Source organism: Pseudolysinimonas yzui, from assembly GCF_014653215.1.
Lineage (GTDB): Bacteria > Actinomycetota > Actinomycetes > Actinomycetales > Microbacteriaceae > Pseudolysinimonas_A > Pseudolysinimonas_A yzui.
Genome location: NZ_BNAI01000002.1, coordinates 383,460 through 405,332 on the forward strand (window position 1 = coordinate 383,460; position 21,873 = coordinate 405,332).

Annotated in this window: 21 protein-coding genes; 13 read left to right on the forward strand and 8 right to left on the reverse strand. The window is 70.6% G+C overall.

Annotated features, from left to right (window positions below):
- Positions 1 to 26 precede the first annotated feature (26 nt).
- From IE173_RS07670 to IE173_RS07680, 3 genes are read left to right on the forward strand one after another with little or no spacing between them, the layout of a single operon-like run.
- Positions 27 to 719, forward strand: a complete 693-nt coding sequence (locus tag IE173_RS07670) for a response regulator transcription factor (RefSeq protein ID WP_191283044.1) — start codon at positions 27 to 29, stop codon at positions 717 to 719.
- Positions 706 to 1,974 carry a sensor histidine kinase gene (locus tag IE173_RS07675; protein ID WP_191282861.1) on the forward strand — a complete coding sequence of 423 codons (1,269 nt, stop codon included), beginning with the start codon at positions 706 to 708 and terminating at the stop codon, positions 1,972 to 1,974. Before IE173_RS07670 ends, IE173_RS07675 begins: the two co-directional genes overlap by 14 nt.
- Positions 1,971 to 3,008, forward strand: a complete 1,038-nt coding sequence (locus IE173_RS07680; RefSeq protein WP_191282862.1) for a hypothetical protein — start codon at positions 1,971 to 1,973, stop codon at positions 3,006 to 3,008. The genes IE173_RS07675 and IE173_RS07680 overlap by 4 nt, the downstream gene beginning before the upstream one ends.
- A 67-nt stretch (positions 3,009 to 3,075) precedes the next feature.
- Here IE173_RS07680 and IE173_RS07685 read toward each other — a convergent pair whose 3' ends face one another.
- From IE173_RS07685 to IE173_RS07700, 4 genes are all read right to left on the reverse strand, one after another.
- Complete coding sequence (locus IE173_RS07685) at positions 3,076 to 3,858, reverse strand: FkbM family methyltransferase (RefSeq protein WP_191282863.1); 783 nt, start codon at positions 3,856 to 3,858, stop codon at positions 3,076 to 3,078.
- A 443-nt stretch (positions 3,859 to 4,301) separates the two neighbouring features.
- Complete coding sequence (locus IE173_RS07690; RefSeq protein ID WP_191282864.1) at positions 4,302 to 4,508, reverse strand: acyl-CoA carboxylase epsilon subunit; 207 nt, start codon at positions 4,506 to 4,508, stop codon at positions 4,302 to 4,304.
- Complete coding sequence (locus tag IE173_RS07695) at positions 4,505 to 6,076, reverse strand: acyl-CoA carboxylase subunit beta (protein WP_191283045.1); 1,572 nt, start codon at positions 6,074 to 6,076, stop codon at positions 4,505 to 4,507. The genes IE173_RS07690 and IE173_RS07695 overlap by 4 nt, the downstream gene beginning before the upstream one ends.
- Before the next feature lie 92 nt (positions 6,077 to 6,168).
- Positions 6,169 to 6,402: a hypothetical protein gene (locus IE173_RS07700; RefSeq protein WP_229841965.1), complete on the reverse strand. Its 234-nt coding sequence runs from the start codon at positions 6,400 to 6,402 to the stop codon at positions 6,169 to 6,171.
- A gap of 219 nt (positions 6,403 to 6,621) precedes the next feature.
- Here IE173_RS07700 and IE173_RS07705 point away from each other — a divergent pair, with 219 nt between their 5' ends.
- The 4 genes from IE173_RS07705 to IE173_RS07720 are packed head-to-tail and all read left to right on the forward strand — an operon-like array spanning position 6,622 to position 10,818.
- Positions 6,622 to 7,500 carry a hypothetical protein gene (locus IE173_RS07705; RefSeq protein WP_191282865.1) on the forward strand — a complete coding sequence of 293 codons (879 nt, stop codon included), beginning with the start codon at positions 6,622 to 6,624 and terminating at the stop codon, positions 7,498 to 7,500.
- On the forward strand, positions 7,497 to 8,717 hold the full coding sequence (locus IE173_RS07710; RefSeq protein WP_229841966.1) for an acylneuraminate cytidylyltransferase: 1,221 nt from the start codon (positions 7,497 to 7,499) through the stop codon (positions 8,715 to 8,717). Before IE173_RS07705 ends, IE173_RS07710 begins: the two co-directional genes overlap by 4 nt.
- The gene (locus tag IE173_RS07715) at positions 8,714 to 9,586 is read left to right on the forward strand and encodes an N-acetylneuraminate synthase family protein (RefSeq protein ID WP_191282866.1); all 873 of its coding nucleotides are present in this window, start codon (positions 8,714 to 8,716) and stop codon (positions 9,584 to 9,586) included. Before IE173_RS07710 ends, IE173_RS07715 begins: the two co-directional genes overlap by 4 nt.
- Positions 9,586 to 10,818, forward strand: coding sequence for a DUF6716 putative glycosyltransferase (locus tag IE173_RS07720; protein ID WP_191282867.1), 1,233 nt, complete (start codon positions 9,586 to 9,588; stop codon positions 10,816 to 10,818). The genes IE173_RS07715 and IE173_RS07720 overlap by 1 nt, the downstream gene beginning before the upstream one ends.
- On the opposite strand, the gene IE173_RS07725 is transcribed toward IE173_RS07720, so the two are convergent.
- Positions 10,781 to 11,581, reverse strand: coding sequence for a polyprenol monophosphomannose synthase (locus IE173_RS07725; RefSeq protein ID WP_191282868.1), 801 nt, complete (start codon positions 11,579 to 11,581; stop codon positions 10,781 to 10,783). The genes IE173_RS07720 and IE173_RS07725 overlap by 38 nt on opposite strands.
- Before the next feature lie 23 nt (positions 11,582 to 11,604).
- Between IE173_RS07725 and IE173_RS07730 the strand changes: the two genes are divergently transcribed.
- On the forward strand, positions 11,605 to 12,336 hold the full coding sequence (locus IE173_RS07730; protein WP_191282869.1) for a biotin--[acetyl-CoA-carboxylase] ligase: 732 nt from the start codon (positions 11,605 to 11,607) through the stop codon (positions 12,334 to 12,336).
- 36 nt (positions 12,337 to 12,372) lie between these two features.
- The gene (locus tag IE173_RS07735) at positions 12,373 to 13,662 is read left to right on the forward strand and encodes a UDP-glucose dehydrogenase family protein (protein WP_191282870.1); all 1,290 of its coding nucleotides are present in this window, start codon (positions 12,373 to 12,375) and stop codon (positions 13,660 to 13,662) included.
- On the opposite strand, the gene IE173_RS07740 is transcribed toward IE173_RS07735, so the two are convergent.
- Positions 13,638 to 14,156, reverse strand: coding sequence for a GtrA family protein (locus tag IE173_RS07740; RefSeq protein WP_191282871.1), 519 nt, complete (start codon positions 14,154 to 14,156; stop codon positions 13,638 to 13,640). The two genes, IE173_RS07735 and IE173_RS07740, sit on opposite strands and share 25 nt — an antisense overlap.
- A gap of 86 nt (positions 14,157 to 14,242) precedes the next feature.
- Between IE173_RS07740 and IE173_RS07745 the strand changes: the two genes are divergently transcribed.
- From IE173_RS07745 to IE173_RS07755, 3 genes are read left to right on the forward strand one after another with little or no spacing between them, the layout of a single operon-like run.
- The gene (locus IE173_RS07745; RefSeq protein WP_268248905.1) at positions 14,243 to 15,349 is read left to right on the forward strand and encodes a 5-(carboxyamino)imidazole ribonucleotide synthase; all 1,107 of its coding nucleotides are present in this window, start codon (positions 14,243 to 14,245) and stop codon (positions 15,347 to 15,349) included.
- 40 nt (positions 15,350 to 15,389) lie between these two features.
- Entirely contained in the window at positions 15,390 to 15,857 is a 468-nt protein-coding gene (gene purE, locus IE173_RS07750) for a 5-(carboxyamino)imidazole ribonucleotide mutase (protein WP_191283049.1), read from the forward strand.
- Positions 15,858 to 15,907: 50 nt separating this feature from the next.
- On the forward strand, positions 15,908 to 17,212 hold the full coding sequence (locus IE173_RS07755; RefSeq protein ID WP_191282872.1) for an LCP family protein: 1,305 nt from the start codon (positions 15,908 to 15,910) through the stop codon (positions 17,210 to 17,212).
- Here the strand turns inward: IE173_RS07755 and IE173_RS07760 are convergent.
- The gene (locus tag IE173_RS07760) at positions 17,209 to 18,312 is read right to left on the reverse strand and encodes a glycosyltransferase (RefSeq protein ID WP_191282873.1); all 1,104 of its coding nucleotides are present in this window, start codon (positions 18,310 to 18,312) and stop codon (positions 17,209 to 17,211) included. The two genes, IE173_RS07755 and IE173_RS07760, sit on opposite strands and share 4 nt — an antisense overlap.
- A 2-nt stretch (positions 18,313 to 18,314) precedes the next feature.
- Positions 18,315 to 19,301, reverse strand: coding sequence for a dTDP-glucose 4,6-dehydratase (rfbB, locus tag IE173_RS07765; protein WP_191282874.1), 987 nt, complete (start codon positions 19,299 to 19,301; stop codon positions 18,315 to 18,317).
- A 99-nt stretch (positions 19,302 to 19,400) separates the two neighbouring features.
- Here rfbB and IE173_RS07770 point away from each other — a divergent pair, with 99 nt between their 5' ends.
- Positions 19,401 to 21,842, forward strand: a complete 2,442-nt coding sequence (locus IE173_RS07770) for a cell wall-binding repeat-containing protein (protein WP_191282875.1) — start codon at positions 19,401 to 19,403, stop codon at positions 21,840 to 21,842.
- Positions 21,843 to 21,873: the final 31 nt, after the last annotated feature.

Genomic DNA, 21,873 nt, shown 5'->3' on the forward strand with positions numbered 1-21,873 from the left:
AGGAGAGCGGGATGAGCGTGACGCACATGGTCGACCAGGACCAAGCATCCGGTTCGGAAACCGCGAGCGCGCGGGTCGCGATCGTCGACGACCATGAATCGGTGCGACTGGGGCTGAAGGCCGCCTTCGCCGACGAGGGTTTCGACGTCGTGACCGTCGCGCCGACCGTCGATGATCTCATCGCGTCGCTCGCCGGCGCCGAGGTCGACGTGGTCGTTCTCGACCTCTCGCTCGGCGACGGCTCGAGTGTCACCGAGAACGTCAAGCGCGTGCAGGCCGCGGGAGCCGCGGTGCTCATCCACAGCATCGCCGACCGGGTCGGCCTCGTGCGTGAGGCGCTCGCCGCCGGGGCCGCGGGGGTCATCCCCAAGTCGTCGGCCACCAAGACCGTCATCGCCGCCGCCGCCACCGTCGCGCGGGGTGAGGTGCTCAACAACCTCGAATGGGCGACCGCGATCGACGCCGACCGCGACTTCGCCAAGGCGCAGCTCGGCCGCCGCGAGCGGGAGATCCTGCACCTCTACGCCTCGGGTCTGCCGCTCAAGCTCGCCGCCGAACAACTCGGCATCGGCTACTCGACAGCCCGGGAGTACCTCGACCGCATCCGCGTGAAGTATGTCGAGGTGGGCCGACCCGCCCCGACGAAGGTCGACCTGCTCCGCCGCGCAGTCGAAGACGGCATTCTGCCGGGGCTCGACCCCGACGGTGGCGACAACTAACCAGGCCGCCGGCCAGCCCGCATTCGGGCGCCCGGTCCGCAACCCGCTCAGTCTGCTCCGCGTCGATGCGGCCATCGCCCGGCTCGCTGCCGTCATCGGCGTCGCCTTCTTCCTTCAGTCGATCCCGTTGCAGCTCGGTCAACTGGGCAACATGGCTCCCGCCTGGAGCATCACGATCATCGCGTTGCTGGTCGCGTCGCTCGTCGCGTGCGTGATCGCCGCGATCATCAAGCGAGGGGTGCGGGTCACCTATGTCACGTTCGCGGCCGCCTACCTCATCGCCCTCGTCAGCTGGCCGTTCGCGGTGCTCAGCGAGGAGGCCGCGCCGATTGACAGCTACTGGCTGTACTTTCTGCTCACGATCGCGACGACCATGGCCTCGGTCGCGCTGGAGATCCCGATCGCCGTCGTCTACACGATCGGTGCCCCGATCCTCTATGGCGTGATCCGGGTGACGCCGCCAGGGGGCGGTGCCGATCCGGTGGCCGCGGTTCTGGACTCGGTCTATTCGATGCTCCTCGGGGGCGGCATCCTCATCATGATCGCGGTGCTGCGCTCCGCGGCGAGCGGCGTCGACACGGCACAACAGAACGCGCTCGAACGCTACTCGCACGCCGTGCGGCAGCACGCGACGGAGGCCGAGCGCGTGCAGGTCGACTCGATCGTGCACGACAGCGTGCTCACCACCCTGCTGTCGGCCGCGCGTGCGTTCAGCCCCGAGGCGAAGACCCTCGCCGCGACGATGGCGGGCAACGCCATCGGACACCTGCGGGAAGCCGTCACCGTCGCGCCGGATTCGGAGGCGACGGTGTCGGGTGAGACCGTCGCGAAGCGGATCGTCACGGCCGCCGAGAGCATGTCGGAGCGGTTCGAGGTGCGGTTGTTCGCCGAGGAATGGTGCGACATTCCGGTACACGTGGCCGAAGCGGCGTACTCCGCAACGGTGCAGGCGATGGTCAACAGCCTCCAGCATGCCGGTGCCGGAGTCGACCGCTGGATCGACGTGCGGTCGCACGGACATCAGGCGTTCACGATCGAGATCGGTGACCGCGGGGCCGGCTTCGACCCCCACCTCATCCCGACGGAACGCCTCGGGGTGCGGGTCTCGATCCTCGAACGGGTCGCGAGTGCCGGGGGCCACGCGCGCATCGACACCTCTCCCGGCGAAGGCACCGTCATCACCCTCGAGTGGGATGCTCCGGTCGAGGATTCCGCATCCGAATCCGAGTCGCTCGATGTCGAGGAGGCGCGATGAGAGTCTCCGTCCCGCGGCCCTTGATCGTTCTGGTCGCCGCGCTGTTCTCGGCGTACATCATCGTGCTCGCCGGGTACTCGCTCGGGTTCGGGTTCGCCTCGGCCGCCGAACCGGTCATCGCCGCGATGGCGATCTACGCCGTCGCGACGTTCGCCGTGCTCTTCCCCGACAAGCGGCCGCGGATGCCGGTCTGGTTGGCGGCCTTCGCGGTCGGGATCTCGGTCGTGCTGCCCCTGCTCGTCGCGTCGGTGCTCGACCCGCACCGCGAGGGCGGCAACGGCTACGGCACCTGGTACGTCGCCGCCGTCGGCACCCTCATGACGATCACCGCGGTGCGCCGTCGTCCGGGCTTCGCCTGGTTCGGGATCGGGTTCCTCGTGGTGCAGACGGTGCTGTGGGCGGGGCCGGGGTATCTCGCGGCACTCGGGGTCATCGGCTCGGCATCCTGGGTCGGCGTCGCCCATCTGCTGACCAACGCGCTCGCCAAGGCGGTGCGTGACTCGCAGCGGTTCGCGATCGCCGAGCGGGGGGCCGCGGAGTGGCAGGCCGCGCAGGAGGCCCACCTCAACGAGCGGCAGTTCCGGCTCGGGCAGACGACCGTCATGGCCCTGCCGATGTTGCGCACGATTCAGCAAAGCGGCGGCGAACTCACCGCCGCGCAGCGCGCCGAGTGCCTGCACCTCGAGGGGGCGATCCGTGACGAGATCCGCGGGCGCAAGCTATTGAATGACGCGGTGCGCGAGCAGGTCATGCTCGCCCGTCGGCGCGGCACGACGGTCACCCTGCTCGACGAGGGCGGCCTCGACGACCTCGAGGGCGAGGATCTCGACCGGGTGCTCGGAGCGCTCGCCGATGCGCTTCGCCGCACCAATGCCGACAAGGTCATCGCCCGCACCGTTCCGGAGGGTTCGGATGTGGCGGTCACCGTCGTCGGTCTGCGTTCGAGCGACGATGGCAGCGCCAGCCTGCTCGGTGACTCCCTCGACGACGACGAGGTCGAGCTCTGGCTGGAGATCCCGCGCACTCCCGCATAGAGCGAAGGCCATTTCTGGCCTTCGCGCGGGTGCCAGCGCCGAGGGCCGTCTCGGCCCTCGGGTCGGCCTAAGCGGGCGCTTGAGTCGAGAACAGGTAGTTGCGCACCTCGGGACGCACCTCGTCGGTGCGCTTCCACGCGTCATCGACCCAGGTGTACATGCGGTACTCGGGCCAGCGGTCGGCGATCTCCTGCAGGAATCCGGCCGCGTCGCGGTCGTAGCGGATGAGGTGGCGATCCTCGATCTCCATCAGCAGGCTCGGCCGATCCCGGTCGATCACCTGCCGGGCGCCGGCGACGACGGAGGGCTCGAAACCCTCGACGTCGATCTTGATGAACGCGACCCGGCCGAGGGCTTCCCGCTCCACCCAGGCATCCACCGTGTCGATCGCGGTTCGGATGCGGTGCACCCGGTTCGGGGACGGCGTGCCGACGGGTCGCAGGTGACCGTGGCCGAAGATCGGGAACGGGCCGTGGATCGGCACGACGATCTCGCCCTCGCCGGCGCTCGGACCCATCGCCACGCGACGCAGCTTGCCGCGTGCCGTGCCGACGAGCGCTCGCAGAAACCGCACGACGTGAAAGTTGCGCGGCTGCGGGTCGACGGAGTCGATCCTCCCGGTCGGCCCGATGAGGTAGGACAACGGCACGGTGTACATGCCGAGGCCGGCCCCGATGTCGATCACGGTATCGCCCGGCTTCACGACCTGGGCGAGGCCCTTGATCTCGGGTTCGGCCCAGTCGATGCGGCTCGCCGCGATGTACAGCGACGTGCCCAGACGGGAGCGCCACCCGCCGCGGCGGGGCGGCCGGGAGAGGGCGGAGGCCGTCGGGGCGGCGGCTTCGGTCACGGTACCTCGATCAGGGCGGCGGGCGGGTCGCGACAACTCTAATGCCGATGGCCCGGACCGTTTCTCGCGGGGGAACGGACTCACGGGGCATGGAAACGGGGCCGGTCTCCGTGAGAGATCCGGCCCCGTCCAATAATCGAGTCAGGGCGACAACCCGAATATCGCCCTGACTCGCCCCCACATGATCGGCATGCTTACCCTTGACGCCGATCTATGGCGGTGAATCTCGATGAGATGCACCTTCGACTGCCAAGTTACCGGCGGACGGCAGAGACACCAAGTCATCATTTCGGGGGACAGGAATAGTCCGGGAGTCCGACGATCAGGCGCCATTTCGGAGCATTCCGACGTGAGTTCGGGGGACAACGCGGGGGTGTTCCACCGCCGATGTTCACGGTTTCGACGGAATCAAGTGCGGCCACGACGGATTCCGTCGTGAGCGGTCAGCGCGGGAAGTTGCTCCAGGACCCGTGGGCCAGCGGGACGCGCACGGGGCGCTGACTGACCTGCCACGCCGTGCGGCCGGTTTCGTTGCTGCGCCGGCTCGCGCTCGCCAGTTCGTCGAGTGCGGCGGTGAGCACGGCGGTGACTGCAGCGATCTCGTCGGCCGTCGCCTTCCCGCCGAGGATGCGGATCTCGGGCACGCTCACAGCGGGATGTTCCCGTGCTTCTTCGGCGGCTGCGAGGCCCGCTTGGTGCGCAGCGCTCGCAGGGCCTTGACGATCGCGACCCGGGTCGCGGCCGGCTCGATGATGCCGTCGAGTTCGCCGCGCTCGGCGGCGAGGAACGGCGACGCGACGTTGTAGGTGTACTCGTTCGCCAGGCGCGTGCGCACGGCGGCGACATCCTCACCGGCCTCCTCGGCCTTCTTCAGATCGCCGCGGTAGAGGATGTTGACCGCACCCTGGCCGCCCATGACGGCGATCTCGGCCGTCGGCCAGGCGAAGTTGAGGTCGGCCCCGAGCTGCTTCGAGCCCATCACGATGTACGCGCCGCCGTAGGCCTTGCGGGTGATGACGGTGACGAGCGGCACCGTGGCTTCTGCGTAGGCGTACAGCAGCTTCGCGCCGCGGCGGATGACGCCCGTCCACTCCTGGTCGGTGCCGGGGAGGTAGCCGGGAACGTCGACGAGGGTGAGGATCGGGATCGAGAACGCGTCGCAGAACCGCACGAAGCGGGCGGCCTTCTCGCCGGCGTCGATGTTGAGCGTGCCGGCCATGGCCTGCGGCTGGTTGGCGATGATGCCGACGCTGCGCCCCTCGAACCGGCCGAACCCGATGAGGATGTTCGGCGCGAACAACGGCTGCACCTCGAGGAAGTCGTTGTTGTCGACCAGCAGCTCGATGATCGAGCGCATGTCGTAGGGCTGATTCGGGGAGTTGGGGATGACGGTGTTCAGCCGGCGGTCCTCGTCGGTGATCTCGAGCTCGGTCTCCGACTCGTAGATCGGGGCATCGACGAGGTTGTTGTCGGGCAGGAACGAGATGAGCGCCCGGGCATAGTCGAGGGCGTCGTCTTCGTCGTCGGCGAGGTAGTGCGAGACGCCGGTGCGCTCGTTGTGGGTGCGGGCGCCGCCGAGCTCATCCATCCCCACGTCTTCGCCGGTGACCGTCTTGATGACGTCGGGGCCGGTGACGAACATCTGCGAGGTCTTGTCGACCATGATGACGAAGTCGGTGAGCGCCGGTCCGTAGACGGCACCGCCCGCGGCCGGGCCCATGATGATCGAGATCTGCGGGATGACGCCCGACGAGGCGGTGTTGAGGCGGAAGATCTCGCCGTACTTGCCGAGGGCGACGACGCCCTCCTGGATGCGCGCGCCGCCGGAGTCGAGCATCCCGATGATCGGCACGCCGGTCTTCAGGGCGAGCTCCATGACCTTGATGATCTTCTCGCCCGCGACCTCGCCGAGCGAGCCGCCGAAGATCGTGAAGTCCTGAGAGTAGACGGCCACCTGGCGCCCGTGGATGGTGCCGGTTCCGGTGACGACGGCGTCGCCGTAGGGGCGGTTCTTCTCCATGCCGAAGGCGGTGGTGCGGTGCCGCACGAATTCGTCGAGCTCGACGAAAGAGCCCTGGTCGAGCAGCTGTTCGATCCGCTCCCGGGCGGTCTTCTTGCCCTTCGCGTGCTGCTTCTCGATCGCGGCCGCGCCGCTGGCGGTGACCGCTTCGTGGTACCGAACTTTGAGGTCCGCGAGTTTGCCCGCCGTCGTCGACATGTCGGGCTGGGGCGTGGAGGTCGGGTCGGCAGTCACGGCCCTCAGCCTACCGAGCGTTCACCGGCCGCCCTTGGCGGGAACCTCCAAAGACCTCAGCGCGGGTCGGTGCCGAACACGTGGCGGGTGAGCGCTTGCACATCGCGGTCGAGGCCATCGAGTTTCGCGTCGACAGCGGCGAATCGCCCGTCGATGCGCGCCGCGAGGCCATCGATCGTCGCCTTGAGTGCGCGGTTGAAGCTGATCGTCTGCCAGGTCAGCATCCCGAAGATCGCCGTCGCGAAGACGCCGATGAGCACCCACACCTGCGGCTCGGTCACGTCGATCACCTTTCCATTGTCTCCGGATCGTGTGATCGACGCTACGGCGAGCGCCACCTGCCGGGCTGAACGTCGCGATGGACGGGGGAGAACCGGATGCCGAACCCCTCGGGAGGACCGGTCACGTGCGGTTCACCCGCCGGACACATCGGGGAGGGCTGCCGTCAACCGTCGCGAGTGACGGTGGAGCCGTAACCCGCCTTCAGCAAGCGGGGGGATGAGGCGAACGTGACGGCAGGGTATCCCGTGGTGTGGGTGGAGTCACCGTTGCAGTTCGTGGCCGCGACGGAGCTCGCCGCCGAGCGCGGAGTGCGGATGCGCGTCGTCTTCCGCCTCGGCCCGCAGATGCCGGAAACGGCCGCCGAGTTGCTCGCTCGCGGTGCGGACTTCGCATCCTGCGTGCCGTACGTGGGGATCCCGTGGAGCGAGCTCGCGCGCGCATCGGAGTGGATTGTCGGCGACGGGCTGTCGGGACAGTTCCGTCTCGCCGCTGCCGTGCTTCGGCCGCGAGCCATCACGCTGCTCGACGACGGCACGATGAGCCTGCGACTAGCGGCCGCGTTGGCCGGGCAGTGCTCGTTCGAGCGGCCCGAGCAACGTGCCCCGGGCCTGCGCGGACTCCTGGGCGGTCTTGCCCGCGACCACCTGCTGCGCCTCGCCGGCATGGGACGCCTGGTGTTCTTCAGCGTCTTCGGCACGGAGCGTGACGAGTTCCGCGCTGCCGCCGCCCTCGGGGTGCGGCTGCGCGCCAATCGGTTCGCGTGGATCCGCCGTACCGCGCGGCCGCCGCAGCTGCCCGGCACCCGGGTGCTGCTCGGCACGGCGCGGGTCGCCGACGGGTTGCTCGACGGCGCCGAACATCGGCAGCAGGTGGCTCGCTTCGCGGCGCTCGGCAGCGCCGTCTATCTGCCGCACCGTCGCGAACCCGCAAGGGAAGTCGATGCGATCCGCGCCATCCCCGGGGTGACCGTCGTCGAGCCGGGGCTGCCGGTCGAGCTGTTTCTTGCCGGCCTCGACGGGCTCGAGATCCGGTCGTCGGGGTCGAGCGCCGACACCACGCTCGCGCACGTGCTGGGTCGGCCGCGTCCGGTGGGGCGTGCCGCGTGACCTCAGGACCGGAGATCCGGGGAGAGGTCGTCGCGGTGATCCCGGCGCGCGGCGGCTCGAAGGGCGTTCCGGGAAAGAACCTCCGTCGGGTGGGCGGCATCCCCCTCATCGGGCGCGCGGTAGCTGCCGCACGCGGTGCGGCGCGGGTCGACCGGGTCGTGGTGTCGACCGACGACGCCGAGATCGCCGCCGTCGCCCGGGAGTGGGGGGCCGAGATCGTCGACCGCCCCGCGGCACTCGCCGGCGACACGGCATCCAGCGAGGCGGCGCTCGTGCATGCGCTCGATGCGCTGCGGGTGCGCGGCGTCGAGGCCGGCATCCTGGTCTTCCTGCAGGCGACGTCGCCGTTCATCGACCCGGCCGACCTCGACGACGCGATCGGACGGGTCGCCGCGGGATCCGAGGACGTGGTCTTCTCGGCGGTGGAGTCGTGGGGGTTCCTCTGGCGCCACGGCGGCGACGGGATGACGGGGATCAACCACGACCCCGCCGCCCGTCCGCGTCGGCAGGACCGCACGCCCGAGTACCTCGAGACCGGCGCCTTCTACGTGCTGGACGCCGCCGGGTTCCGGGTCGCATGGCACCGGTTCTTCGGCCGCACCGGGGTCGCGCTCGTCGAGGAGCGCCACGCGCTCGAGATCGACACCGTCGAGCAGTTGCGGCTCGCGAACGCGATCGCGCCGCTCGCGTCGCCGGTGGGGGCGCTCGACGTCGACGCCCTGGTGACCGACTTCGACGGGGTGCACACCGACGACTCGGTGCTGGTCGGGCAGGACGGCAGCGAGTACGTGCGTGTCGACCGCGGCGACGGGATGGGCGTGGCTCTGCTCCGCGCGGCGGGGGTGCCTACCCTCATCCTGTCGACCGAGACGAATCCGGTCGTCGGGGCGCGAGCCGCGAAGCTCGGCGTCGAGGTGCGCCAAGGCCTCGGCGACAAGGCGGCGGTGCTGCGTGCCTGGGCGGCCGAGCGTTCCCTCGACCTCGACCGGGTCGCCTATCTCGGCAACGACGTCAACGACCTCGCCTGCTTCGACCTCGTCGGCTGGCCGCTCGCCGTGCCGGAGGCGCACCCGCGGGTGCTCGCCGCCGCGCGGCTGGTGCTCGGCAGCAGCGGCGGGCACGGGGCCGTGCGCGAGGCGGCGGAACGCATCCTCGCCGCCCGGGAGCGGGCAGCCCGCGCATCGACCACAGCGAACACCACGAGGAGCACACCATGAACGTCCGCATCGGAAGCACCACCGTCGGAGAGGGCCTCGCGGCCTACGTCATCGCCGAGATCGGCCTCAACCACAACGGCGATGTCGAGATCGCCAAGCGTCTCATCGACGTGGCCGCCGACGCGGGAGTGCAGGCCGTGAAGTTCCAGAAGCGCACCCCCGAGATCTCCACCCCGGCGCACATGCGCGACGTCCCACGCGAGACGCCGTGGGGCACGATGAGCTACCTCGAGTACCGCTACCGGGTCGAGTTCGACCGTGACCAGTACATCGAGGTCGGCGACCACGCGACCCTGCGCGGCCTCGACTGGTTCGCATCGCCGTGGGACGTGCCGAGCGTCGAGTTCCTCGAAGATCTCAACGTCGTCGCCCACAAGGTCGCGTCGGCATCCGTCACCGACCTCGAGCTGCTGCGCGCGCTCGCGGCGACCGGCAAGCCGATCATCCTCTCCACCGGCATGTCGACCCTCGACCAGATCGAGGCGGCGGTGGATGTGCTCGGGGTGCAGAACCTCGTGCTGTTGCACGCCACCTCGACCTACCCGATGCCCGCCGACGAGGCCAACCTGCGGATGATCGCGACCCTGCGCGATCGCTTCCCCGGCGTGCCGGTCGGGTACTCCGGCCACGAGCCGGGCCTGCAGATCTCGCTCGCCGCCGCCGCGCTCGGGGCCGCCGCGATCGAACGGCACATCACCCTCGACCGCACGATGTGGGGCTCCGACCACGCCGCATCGCTGGAACCGACGGGGCTGCAGCATCTGGTGCGCGACATCCGCATCATCGAGGCGGCGCTGGGCGACGGCGTGAAGCGCATCATGCCCGGCGAAGAGGCGCCCATGGCGAAGCTGCGCCGGGTCACCGCGTAGTGCGACTCGTCGTTCTCGCCGACTCCGACTCGTACGTGAAGTGGGGGGCGGCGCTCGCTGGCACCCTTCCGCCGGAGTGGGAGCGCGAGCTCCTGGTCGTCGAGTCGCCGATCGTGGTGAGCGACGCCCAGCTCGCGACCGCGCTGGCCGGGAGCGGGATCGCCGCCGGGGAGCGGATCGTGCTTCCCGACATCGCGGCACGGCTCGCCGTCGATCCGCCGGATGCCGTGCTCGTCGCGACCCCCGGGCCGATCGCGCGCGTGCTCACCCGGATCGTCGCCGACCTGTCGCCGAGGCCCGTGGTCGTCACGGGGCTGCCGGGCATCTCGATCCCGACGACCCGCAAGGCGCTGCTCTACCGTCGTCAGGCGGATCTCGTGGTGCTGCACTCCCGCCGCGAGGTGCGCGAGTTCGCTCGACTCGCGCAGGCGAAGGGCTGGGATCACCGCTTCGGCCTCGCGACACTGCCCTTCGCGTCGCGGCGACCCGCGGCCGGCAGCGATCTGGTCTTCGCGGCTCAAGCGATCGTGCCCGCGGAACGCAGCGACCGGCTCCTCGTCGCGGCGATGCTGCGGGATGCCGCGCTCGCCGATCCGACGCGTCGCGTGGTGGTGAAGGTGCGCGCGCTCGCCGGCGAGAACCAGACGCATCCCGAACGTGACGGCTACCCCGACCTGATCGCCGAACTGGGGCCGGTGCCGCGGAATCTCGTCGTCTCGGCCGCTCCGATGGCGGAGGCACTCGACACCGCTGCGGGACTCGTCACCGTGTCGTCGACCGCCGTGGTCGAAGCCATCGCCCGCCGCATCCCGGCCGTCGTCATCGCCACCTTCGGCGTGCGGCGTTCGCTCATCAACCCGGTCTTCGTCGGAAGCGGGCTGTTCGGCGGTCGCGACGCCGTCGTCGGTCGCGACTTCCGGCATCCCGACCCCGGCTGGCTCGACGACAACTACTTCCACAACCCGGCGACCGACGACTGGGCGATCACCCTCGAGACGCTCGTCGCCGCGCGGCGAGCGGGAGAGCTCGAGCCGCGCCCGGCGCAGCTGCCGCCCGGGGGTCGGCTGCGTGCGGCCTGGGACCGCAAGCGCGCATTCGGGGAAGCCGACCGGTCGCTCGGGGGGCTCGTCGCGCTCGCCGTCGGGATGCCGGCGCGCGGGGTGGTGCGTCTGCACCGGCGGGTGCGGGGGCGGCTCAGCGCGTGGCGTTCGCTCCGGGCATCGGCCGGCTGACCGGGGTGCGTCGGCGCAGCAGCCGGGCGAAGCTCCACACCGTGACCCGCAGCATCGCCTCGGCGACGATGGCCTTGCTCATCTTCGACCGGCCCGCCGTGCGCTCCCGGAACTCGATCGGGCGCTCGACGATCCGCCAGCCCGCGTCGAGGGTGCGCAGCGTCATGTCGATCTGGAAGCAGTAGCCGCGCGAGTCGATCTCGTCGAGGGGAAGGCCGCGCAGCACCTCTGCCCGGTAGGCGCGGTAGCCCGCGGTGACGTCGCGCACGCCGAGCCGCAGCATGAAGCGGGCATAGGCGTTGCCGGCCCGGCTGAGCAGGCGCCGGCCCGCGGCCCAGTCGGCGAGCCCGCCGCCCGGCACGTAGCGCGACCCGATCGCGAGACCGACCGCGGGGTCGTCGGCGAGGGCGGCCACCAGGGCGGGCAGGGCGGATGCCGGATGCGAACCGTCGGCATCCATCTCGACGATCACGTCATACCCGCGGTCGAGGGCGACCCGGAATCCCGCGACGTAGGCGCGCCCCAGGCCCTGCTTGCCGGCTCGGTGCAGCACGCTGACCCGGGGCTCGGCGGCGGCGAGACCGTCGGCGATGGCCCCGGTGCCGTCGGGGCTCGCGTCGTCGACGACGAGCACGTGCGCCTCCGGTGTCGCCGACAGGATCGCCGCGACCGTGTCGGCCAGACTGCCCGCTTCGTTGTAGGTGGGGGTGACGACGAGGATGCGGGGGGTGCCGTCGCGAGGGGCGCTCGCGTGCTCCGGCATGACCGACATCCTAGGCTCGCACCATGGACTTCCCGTTGGTGCGTGCGGCCGTGCCGCGGCTCGAGGCGCTGGACTCCTGTGCCTCGACGAACTCCGAGCTCGCCGTGCTTGTCGGTGCGGCCACGCCACGACTGGAGTGGTTCACGACCGTCCTCACCGAAGACCAGACGGCGGGTCGCGGGCGCCTCGATCGCACCTGGGTCGCGCCGCGGGGAGCCTCCGTCGCCGTCTCGACCCTCGTTCCCGACACCCTCGGAGGGTGGACGGCTCTCGCCGCGGGTCTGGCGATGGTCGAGGCCCTGCGGCCGCTGCTCGGAGACCGGGTGACGCTGAAGTGGCCCAACGACGTGCTCGTCGACGACGCCAAGATCTGCGGCGTCCTGGCCGAGTGGACGCCCCACGGCATCGTCGTCGGCGCCGGGCTCAACACCGCGATGACCGTGGCGGAACTGCCGGTGCCGACTGCGACGTCGCTGCAGATCGCCGGGGTTGCTCCCGTCGAGGCGGATGCGGTCGTCGCCCGCTATCTGACCGCGTTGCGCGGACACCTCGCCCGGACGCCGGAGGAGCTCCGCGAACGGGTCATGGCTCGGCTCTCGACGCGCGGACGCACCGTGCGGATCGGGCTTCCCGACGGCTCCATCCTCACCGGCTGGGCGACGGGCATCGACGTCGAAGGGCGGCTCGTCGTCGATGTCGCGGGGCGCGGAAAGGTCGCCGTCGCCGCCGGTGACGTCGTTCACGTCCGCAGCTGAATCCCGCATCCCGCCCGCCGATGTTAGGGTGCGCGAGTGCTGCTGTCGGTGATCGGATGCGGGTACCTCGGCGCGGTCCACGCCGCAGCGATGGCTTCGCTGGGACATGAGGTCGTCGGGGTCGATGTCGACCCCGAACGGGTTCGCGCTCTGAGTGCGGGGGAACCGCCGTTCTTCGAGCCCGGCTTCGAGGAGCTCTTGCGCGCCTCGCTGGACTCGGGCCGCCTCACGTTCACGACCGACCTCTCCGCGGTGGCGGGGAGCGAGGTGCACTTCGTCGCCGTCGGGACGCCGCAGGGCGTCGACGGCGCGGCCGACCTGACCTACGTCGATGCCGCTGTGGCGGGCCTCGCCGAACACGCCCGCCCGGGCAGCCTCGTCGTCGGCAAATCGACCGTGCCGGTCGGAACGGCGGTTCGCCTCGCCGCGCACCTCACCGCCCGCGACATCGCGCTGGCCTGGAACCCCGAGTTCCTCCGCGAAGGGTTCGCGATCCAGGACACCCTGAAACCCGACCGCATCGTCTACGGCGTGGCCGACGGCGACACCTCCGCCGTCGACCGTCTCGACGCCGTCTATGCGCAGGCCCTTGCGGAGGGCGTCACCCGCCTCGTCGTCGATCTGCCCACCGCCGAACTGGTGAAGGTCGCCGCGAACGCGTTCCTGGCGACGAAGATCTCGTTCATCAACGCGATGGCCGAGATCGCCGAGGTCACGGGGGCGGACGTCACCGCACTCGCCGACGCGATCGGCCACGACGCCCGCATCGGCCGGCGCTTCCTCAACGCGGGGGTCGGCTTCGGCGGCGGCTGCCTCCCGAAGGACATCCGGGCGTTCGCCGCACGCGCCGAAGAGCTCGGGGTCGGTCACGCCGTCGGCTTCCTCCGCGAGGTCGACGCCATCAATCTCCGTCGGCGAGCGCGAGTCGTCGAGCTGGTGGCCGACGCCGTCGGCGACCTCGCCGGCGCCCGGGTCGCCCTGCTCGGCCTCGCCTTCAAGCCCGACTCCGATGACGTGCGCGACTCGCCCGCTCTCGACGTCGCGCGGCAGCTCCGCGCCGCGGGCGCCCACGTCGTCGCGACGGATCCCGCCGCCCGCCACGGTGCCGAGCGGCTGCTGCCGGAACTCGAGTACGTCGTCGACGCCGCCACCGCCGCGCGCGGTGCCGACGTCGTCGTGCTGCTGACCGAGTGGGCCGAGTATCGCGGGCTCCAGCCCGCCGACCTGGAGCCCGCGACCCGCGTCATGATCGACGGTCGCAATGTGCTCGATCCGGCGGCGTGGCGAGCCGAGGGCTGGGTCTACCGCGGGCTCGGTCGGGCCTGATCCTCCTCCGGCATGTCGGCCGCCACCTCGAGGTCGTGCGTCGTCGGAGGGAACACCGGCATCTTCTCGCCGCGCCGAGGGGCGAAGACCCACAGTTTGTAGAGCGTGAACCGGAACAGGGTGCCGAGCCCGAGCCCGACGACGTTGCCCGAGATGTTGTCGGCCAGCAGGTTGTCGAAGCCCAGCACGTAGTGCGAGATCCAGAGACAGAACAGGCCGATCAGCATGCCGCCGACGCTCACGAGCGCGAACTCCACGCCTTCGCGGAGCAGCTGGCGACCGCGGTGAGCGCGGAAGGTCCAGTGACGGTTGCCCATCCAGTTGCACAGGATCGCGACCGAGGTCGAGATGACCTTCGCGATGATCGGCCCCTCGTGCACGTCGTCGGGGCGGAGCACCGTGACCGACAGCAGATTGAACAGCCCGACGTCGATGACGAGCCCGACGAGCCCGACCAGCCCGAAGCGGGTGAATTGGGCGATCAGGCCACGCATCGCTCTCGTCTCGATCTCGTCACTCGTCGGCCCGACTAGGGTCGAGTACGGGCGGGGACCAGCGTAATCCGCCCGGAGGAGGAGCCGTGCGCGTCGGAGTGATCGGCGGCGGCCAGCTCGCCCGGATGATGGTGCCGCCGGCGGTCGCGCTCGGCATCGACATCCGGGTGCTCGCCGAGTCGGCGGACTCGTCGGCCCGCATCGCGGCGACGGCCGTCGGCGACTATCGGGATGCGGCGACGGTGCTCGACTTCGCGACAGGCATCGACGTCGTGACGTTCGATCACGAGCACGTGCCCCAAGACGTGCTCGCCCGCCTCGAGGCGTCGGGAGTGGCGGTGCGGCCGGGACGCGACCCGCTCGAAGCGGCGCAAGACAAGATCCGGATGCGGGAGCGCCTCGCGGCGCTCGGCGTGCCGATCCCGGACTGGGCGGCGGTGCGCAGCGAATCCGACCTCGCCGAGTTCCTCGCCGCGCATCGCGGGGTCGCCATCGTGAAGACGCCGCGCGGCGGGTATGACGGCAAAGGCGTCAGGGTCGTGCGCTCCGCCGGGGATGCCGCGGACTGGCTCGCCGAGGGCGACGTGCTCGCCGAGGAACTCGTCGACTTCCGCCGGGAACTCGCCCAGCTGATCGCGCGCCGCCCGTCGGGTGAGACCGCGGCCTGGCCGCTGGTCGAGACCATCCAACGCGAGGGGGTGTGTGCCGAGGTGCTCGCTCCGGCACCCGACGCGGGGGATGCCGCGGTCGAGGCGCGCGCGATCGCCGAGGCGATCGCCGAGGGGCTCGGAGTGACCGGAGTCCTCGCCGTGGAGCTGTTCCAGGCGACGGACGGCCGCCTCCTGGTCAACGAACTCGCGATGCGCCCGCACAACAGCGGGCACTGGACGATCGAGGGCGCGGTCACGAGCCAGTTCGAACAGCATCTGCGCGCCGTGCTCGACCTGCCGCTCGGCGACCCGACCCCGCTCGCACCGGTCAGCGTGATGGTCAACGTGCTCGGCGGCCCCGTCGCGGCGACGATGCCCGACCGCTATCCGGAGGCGTTCGCGGCCCACCCGGATGTGAAATTCCACTCCTACGGCAAGGCCTCCCGCCCGGGCCGCAAGGTCGGCCACGTGACCGCGACCGGGGCGGATCTCGCCGAGGTGCGGGCACGGGCGCGTGCCGCGGCAGGGTTCTTCGAGGCCTGAGCAATAGCATGGCGCCGTGCCTCCGCTCGTCGCCGTCGTCATGGGATCGGACTCCGACCTCCCCGTCATGAACGACGCCGTCGCGGCGTTGGCCGAGTTCGGCATCCCGCACGAGGTGAAGATCGTCTCGGCGCACCGCACCCCGCGCGCGATGATCGACTTCGCCGCCGACGCGGCCGGCCGCGGCATCCGCGTCATCATCGCCGGCGCGGGCGGCGCCGCGCACCTGCCGGGCATGATCGCCTCGGTCACGACCCTTCCGGTGATCGGCGTTCCGGTGCCGCTGAAGAATCTCGACGGCCTCGACTCGCTGCTGTCGATCGTGCAGATGCCGGCCGGCATCCCGGTGGCGACCGTCGCGATCGGCAACGCCCGCAACGCGGGCATCCTCGCGGTGCGCATCCTCGCGTCGGGCGACGAGGCGCTCACCGCGAAGCTCGTCGAGTTCGCGGCCGGTCTCGAGCGCATGGTCGCCGAGAAGAACGCGCGCCTCGCAGACGGCTCGTGAGTCAGTCCACTCCCACGGTCCGCAACCCGGACCTCCGCTCGCCCCGATTCATGTCCCGGCGCGGCTGGTGGCTGGTGGTGCTCAACCTGCTCATCCCCGGCTCTGCTCAAGTGCTGGCCGGGAACCGCCGCCTCGGCAGGTTCGGGCTCGCCACGACGATCCTCTTCTGGATGCTGGTCGCCGTCGGCATCGTGCTGGCTCTCGCCGCACGTGGCGTCCTGCTGGCGATCGTGACCTTCACGCCCGCCCTCGTCGCGCTCGCCGCGCTCGCCGTCTTCTATGTCGTGCTGTGGGTCGTGCTGACCCTCGACACCCTGCGTCTCGTGCGTTTCGTGCGGCTCGCTCCGCGCGCGCGCGGTGTCGTCGCCGGGATCGGGGTGCTGTCGCTCGTCGTGTCGCTCGCCGGCGGCGGGTTCGTCGTCGCCAACTCGATCGCGGCGATCGGGCTGCTCGGCATCTTCGCCCCGGGCGCCTCGGAGCCGCCGATCGACGGACGGTACAACATCCTGTTGCTCGGCGGCGACGCCGGCCCCGACCGGCTGGGCCTGCGCCCCGACAGCATCTCGGTCGTCAGCATCGAAGCGGCGACCGGGGCGGCGACGATCTTCGGCATCCCGCGCAACATGGAGGACGTTCCGTTCGCCGCCGACTCCCCGCTCTGGGGCCCCTTCCCGAACGGGTACGACTGCGGCACCGAATGCCTCGTGAGCTACCTCTACACCTACGGCGAGGAGCATCCCGACCTCTACCCCGACGCCGCCGCCGAGAACAGCCGTCCGGGGGTGGAGGCCATGCGCGACGCCGCCGAAGGCATCCTCGGCCTCGAGATCCCGTACTACGTGCTCATCGACATGCAGGGCTTCGCGCAACTCATCGACGCCCTCGGCGGGGTCGAGATCAACGTGACCGAGCGGGTTCCGCTCGGGTCGAACACCTTCGACGACGGCAGCCCCGCCGACCCGATCGGGTACATCGAACCGGGGTTACAGCGGATGGACGGGCAGAACGCGCTCTGGTACGCGCGGTCGCGCTACGGCACGACCGACTACGAGCGGATGGAGCGGCAGCGGCAGGTGCAGGAGGCGATCCTGCGACAGATGGATCCGGCGAACGTGCTGCTGAAGTTCCAGGGCATCGCGCAGGCCGGCTCACAGGTCGTCTCGACCGACATCCCGCAGTCGATGCTCGGCTACTTCGTCGAACTCGCGGCGAAGACCAAGGAGCTGCCGCTCACCAAGATCGACTTCGTGCCGCCGCTCATCGAGGAGGAGGCGAATCCCGACTTCGCGCTCATCCAGGCGACCGTCGACGCCGCGCTGGTGCCCTACACCCCGTCGCCTTCGCCCAGCCCCTAGAGGTCGGCGTGCAGCTGCCAGATCTTCTCGGCGGCATCCCGCCAGGTGAACGCCTTCGCCCGGTCTTCGCCCATCACACTCAGCCGGGCGCGTTCGTCGGCATCGTCGAGCGTCGTCGCGATCGCGTCGGCGAGCCGGTCGGCGTAGCCGTCGCCGCGGGTGACCTCGACTCCGGAGTCGGCGGCGATCTCGTGAAGCGACGGTTCATCGGAGTGCACGACCGGCACCCCGGCCGCGAAGCCGCTCAACACGGCGAGGCCGGGACCGTCGGAGAGGTGCGGGGCGGCGACGACGGCCGCACCTCGTACCAGGGCATGGAGCTGCGCGGCGTCCCCCGCGTCGACGACGAGCAACCGCTCGCCGAGCGCCGCCTCGGCCTCGTGCGGCAGGGCGCGGTCGGCGGAGGTGCGCACGACGACGAGTCGACGGTCGGCGAGGACGGGGGAGCCGAACGCCTCCAGCAGCGCGTCGAGCCCGTCGGCACGACTGTCACCCGCCACCGCGACGACGGCGCCCGCCGAGCGGTCGTCGCCGGGGGTCGTCGGCGTTCCCGCCATGCCGGCGCCCGCCCCGATGACCCGCACCCGATCGCCGACGTCGAACTGCTCGGCGACGAGAGCGGCCACGGTGTGCGTCGGGGTGACGATCGCATCCGCGTACTTCACGGCGCGCTTCACCAACTGCAGTTCCCGACGCAGGGTGCGCCCGTCGAACAGGTCGGGATCGGTCCACGCCGTCGCACGGTGCACGGTGACCACGGTCTGCAGTTCGGGATTGACGTCGCGATCGTGTCGGCGAAGCGGCGCGAGGGGCGACAGGGCGTGGACGAAGCCCTCGCCGGGGAGCGGGGTGAAGCCGTGCGCCCAGGCGGCCTGCAGCTCGCGCCGCGCGAGGGCGCTCTTGAGGATGCCGTCGAGGCCGGGCAGGAGGTCGCGCAGCCGGTCGTAGTCGCCTTCCGGTGACGCGGACACGAACGCCGTCACCCGCATCCCGCGCGGCTTCACGGCGATCAGGGCGCGCAGCCATTGCTCGGCGAGCACCGACCGCTCGCCCGCGCCGGGGTCGAGGATGTCGTCGGCGATCACCCGGAGCGCGGCCATGGTCAGGCGAGCGCGGCGCGGGTCTTGAGCGGCTCCCACCAGCCGCGGTTGTCGCGGTACCACTGCACGACGTCGGCGAGGCCCTGCTCGAACGGAACGAGCGGCTCGTAGCCCAGTTCGTTGCGGATCTTCGAGATGTCGACCGAGTAGCGCAGGTCGTGGCCCTTGCGGTCTTCGACGCGGTCGACGTACGACCAGTCCTTGCCGGTCGCGTCGAGCAGCAGCTGGGTGAGTTCCTTGTTGGTCAGCTCGGTGCCGCCGCCGATGTTGTAGATCTCGCCGGCCCGCCCGCGCGTGGTGACCATCGCGATGCCGCGGGTGTGGTCGTCGACGTGCAGCCAGTCGCGGATGTTGTTGCCTTCGCCGTACAGCGGAACGTGCTTGTCGTCGATGAGGTTCGTGACGAACAGCGGGATGACCTTCTCGGGGAAGTGGTACGGCCCGTAGTTGTTCGAGCAGCGCGTGATCGAGATGTTCATCCCGTGCGTGCGGTGGAACGACCGGGCGAGCAGATCGCTGCCGGCCTTGCTCGCGGAGTACGGGGAGTTCGGCTCGAGCGGGCGCTCCTCGTCCCACGAGCCTTCGGCGATCGAGCCGTACACCTCGTCGGTGCTCACGTGCACGAAACGCGCGACCTGTGCGCGCAGGCTCGCGTCGAACAGACGCTGGGTGCCGACGACGTTGGTCTCGACGAACGGGCCGGCGTCCCGCACGGAGCGGTCGACGTGCGACTCGGCGGCGAAGTGCACGACGGTGTCGACCGTCGGCAGCACCTCGTCGAGCAGTGCGGAGTCACGGATGTCGCCGTGCACGAACGAGTAGCGGGGTGAGTCCGCGACGGGCGCGAGGTTCTCGAGGTTGCCGGAGTAGGTCAGGGCGTCGTACACGACGACATCGGCGCCCTCCAACCCCGGATACGCGTCTTCGAGGGTGCGCCGCACGAAGTTGGAGCCGATGAACCCGGCTCCCCCGGTGACGAGGATTTTCAACGAAGCCTCCTAGGCGAAGTCCCCCGCGAGTCTAACGGCGTGTCGCGGCCGCCCGACGCGCGGTCGGGGGGAGTGCGCAAACGCGAGGATGCCTTTACGATGAACGCATTGCGCCTCGCCCGCGTCGGGGAAGCATTCGCGGATGAGGGGATATTTCTGGTGGGTCGTCGTCTGTTCACTTCTGCCGTCGCGGTCGCGACGCTCGTCGTCAGTGCAGCTCTCGTTCCGGGGGTGATCGCCAACGCCGCTCCGGTCACCGACCCGGACGTCGAACAGATGGATGAGTACTCGCCGGCGATGTTCGCCCAGCAGGCGGCGCAGCTTCCTGCCGAACTCATCGAGGCGCTCGACCGTGACGTCGACGTCACGGGGGCCGAGTACCTCGCCGAAGCTGCCGCGGCCACGCAGGCCGTCCTCGTCGTCGAGTCGCTCGAGGAAGACGCCGGCATCGACGTGCTCGGCTCGCGCATGGAGGGAACGGAGCTCGTCGTCAACGTCGGCGACGAGGCGGCCGCCGCCGTGGTCGAGGACGCCGGAGCCACGGCCGAACTCGGTGAGCCCGAGCCGTTCGTGCTCGACAAGCCGATCCGCACCACGACCGACCTCTGGGATGGCCAGGCCTACTACTGGAGCGACGACCCGCTCGACCAGTCGGGCTACGTCTGCACGACCGGATTCCAGGGCTTCAACGACACGACCGGTGACCCGGAGTTCGTCACCGCCGGCCACTGCCTCGAGGGGGCCGAAGGCATCGTCGGTCCGGTGAGCGCTCTCGTGCTCTCGGCGCCGAACACCGTCACGGGCTTCTTCGACATCGGCGCCCCGCTCGTCTCGACCCGCAAGTGGGGTACCGGCGCGGGCAACGTCAACTACGACGTGTCCCGGATCGCGGTCACCGAGGCGGGCGTCACGCCGCAGCCGGGCGTGCTCACCTGGGGCTATGGCGCGGGTGCGCCGGGAGCGACGCCGCGCACGTACATCACGGGCCAGACGGCCACGATCGTGGGGGCGACGCTGTGCGCCTCGGGGATGCGCACCGGCTGGCGATGCGGGCCCATTCTCGAAGTCGACTACGACGCCAACAGTTTCGTCGACGAGAACGGCGACCCGCTGCCCGACCTGCACGTCAACTCGATCGTCGCGCAGGTGTGCACCCTCCCCGGAGACAGCGGCGGGTCGGCGATCGTCGGCACCAACGCGGTGGGCATCACCTCCTGGTCGACGGCCGACGGCGCGAGCTGCCAGTCAACCGACGTCGCCGGGTTCTTCCCGATGGTCTCCACCGACGGGGCCAAGGCGACGGTCGCGACGGCCTACACCGACTGGGAGCTCGAGGTGCGCCCCGAGACCCCGGGGATCACGACCGCGCAGGGCGCCGTCAACCCGACGACCCTCACCGGCACTGTTCCGCTGTCGGCGCGAACCGCCACCAACTCGGTCATCGTCACCTTCGAAGACGGATCGATCCTGTCCGACTCGTCGGTGACCAGCGGCACCTGGTCGGTCGACGTCTCGAGCGTCGCCGCAGGCCTCCACACCTTCACGGCGGTGACCCAGTACGGAGCCAATTCGTTCTCCAGCCCGGCGAACGGCTACTTCTCGAAGGGCGTCACCGTCGCCCGGCTCACCGGCACCGACCGCTGGGGCACCTCGATCGACATCGCGCAGGAGTTCACCGCTCCCGTGCCGGTGCTGTACCTGACGACCGGCCTCAACTACCCCGACGCGCTCAGCTCGGGACCGGCCGCTGCGCACCTCGGCGGCCCGGTCATGCTCGTGCAGCCGAGCGGGGTGAGCCAGGTCGTGCTCGACCAGATCGTCGCGCTCCAGCCGGAGCGGGTGATCGTGCTCGGCGGCGAGAACTCGGTCTCGGCGACCTCGTTCGCGCAGATCGACGAAGCCGTGTTCGATGCGACCGGCGTCAACGCCGAGCGGATCACCGGACCCGACCGGTTCGCCACGTCGCGGGCGATCGCGCGGGACGCCTTCCTCGACTCCGACACCGATCCGGGCGGCTCGACGGTGGCCTATATCTCGAACGGCCTCAACTTCCCCGACGCGCTGTCGGCAGGCGGGGCCGCCGCATCCGTCGACGCCCCGGTGATCCTGGTCAACGGGCCCGCGTCGACGGTTCCCACCGAGACCATCGACCTGCTGACCGACCTCGGCGTGACCGAGATCGTCGTCACCGGCGGCACGAACAGCGTGTCGGCGGGGATCTTCGCGCAGTTGGATGCCGAGTTCTCGACCGTGATCCGTCAGACCGGAGCCGACAGGTTCGGCACGTCCGCGGCCGTGAACGCGTACCGGTTCTCGCCGACCGAGACCCGGGCCCTGCTCGCGACGGGCACCAACTACCCGGACGCGCTCGCCGGTTCGGCGCTCGCCGGCGAGTGGGGCGCTCCGCTGTACATCACGGTGCAGAACTGCATCCGGGCGGAGATCTACGCGGAGCTGGCGCGACTCAAGGTGACCGAGGTCTCGCTGCTCGGCAACACGCCGAGCCTGTCGGCCGAGGTCGCCGCGTTGAAGCGCTGCTGACGCGGCCCGGGGCGGGGGCTCGAATTCGCCC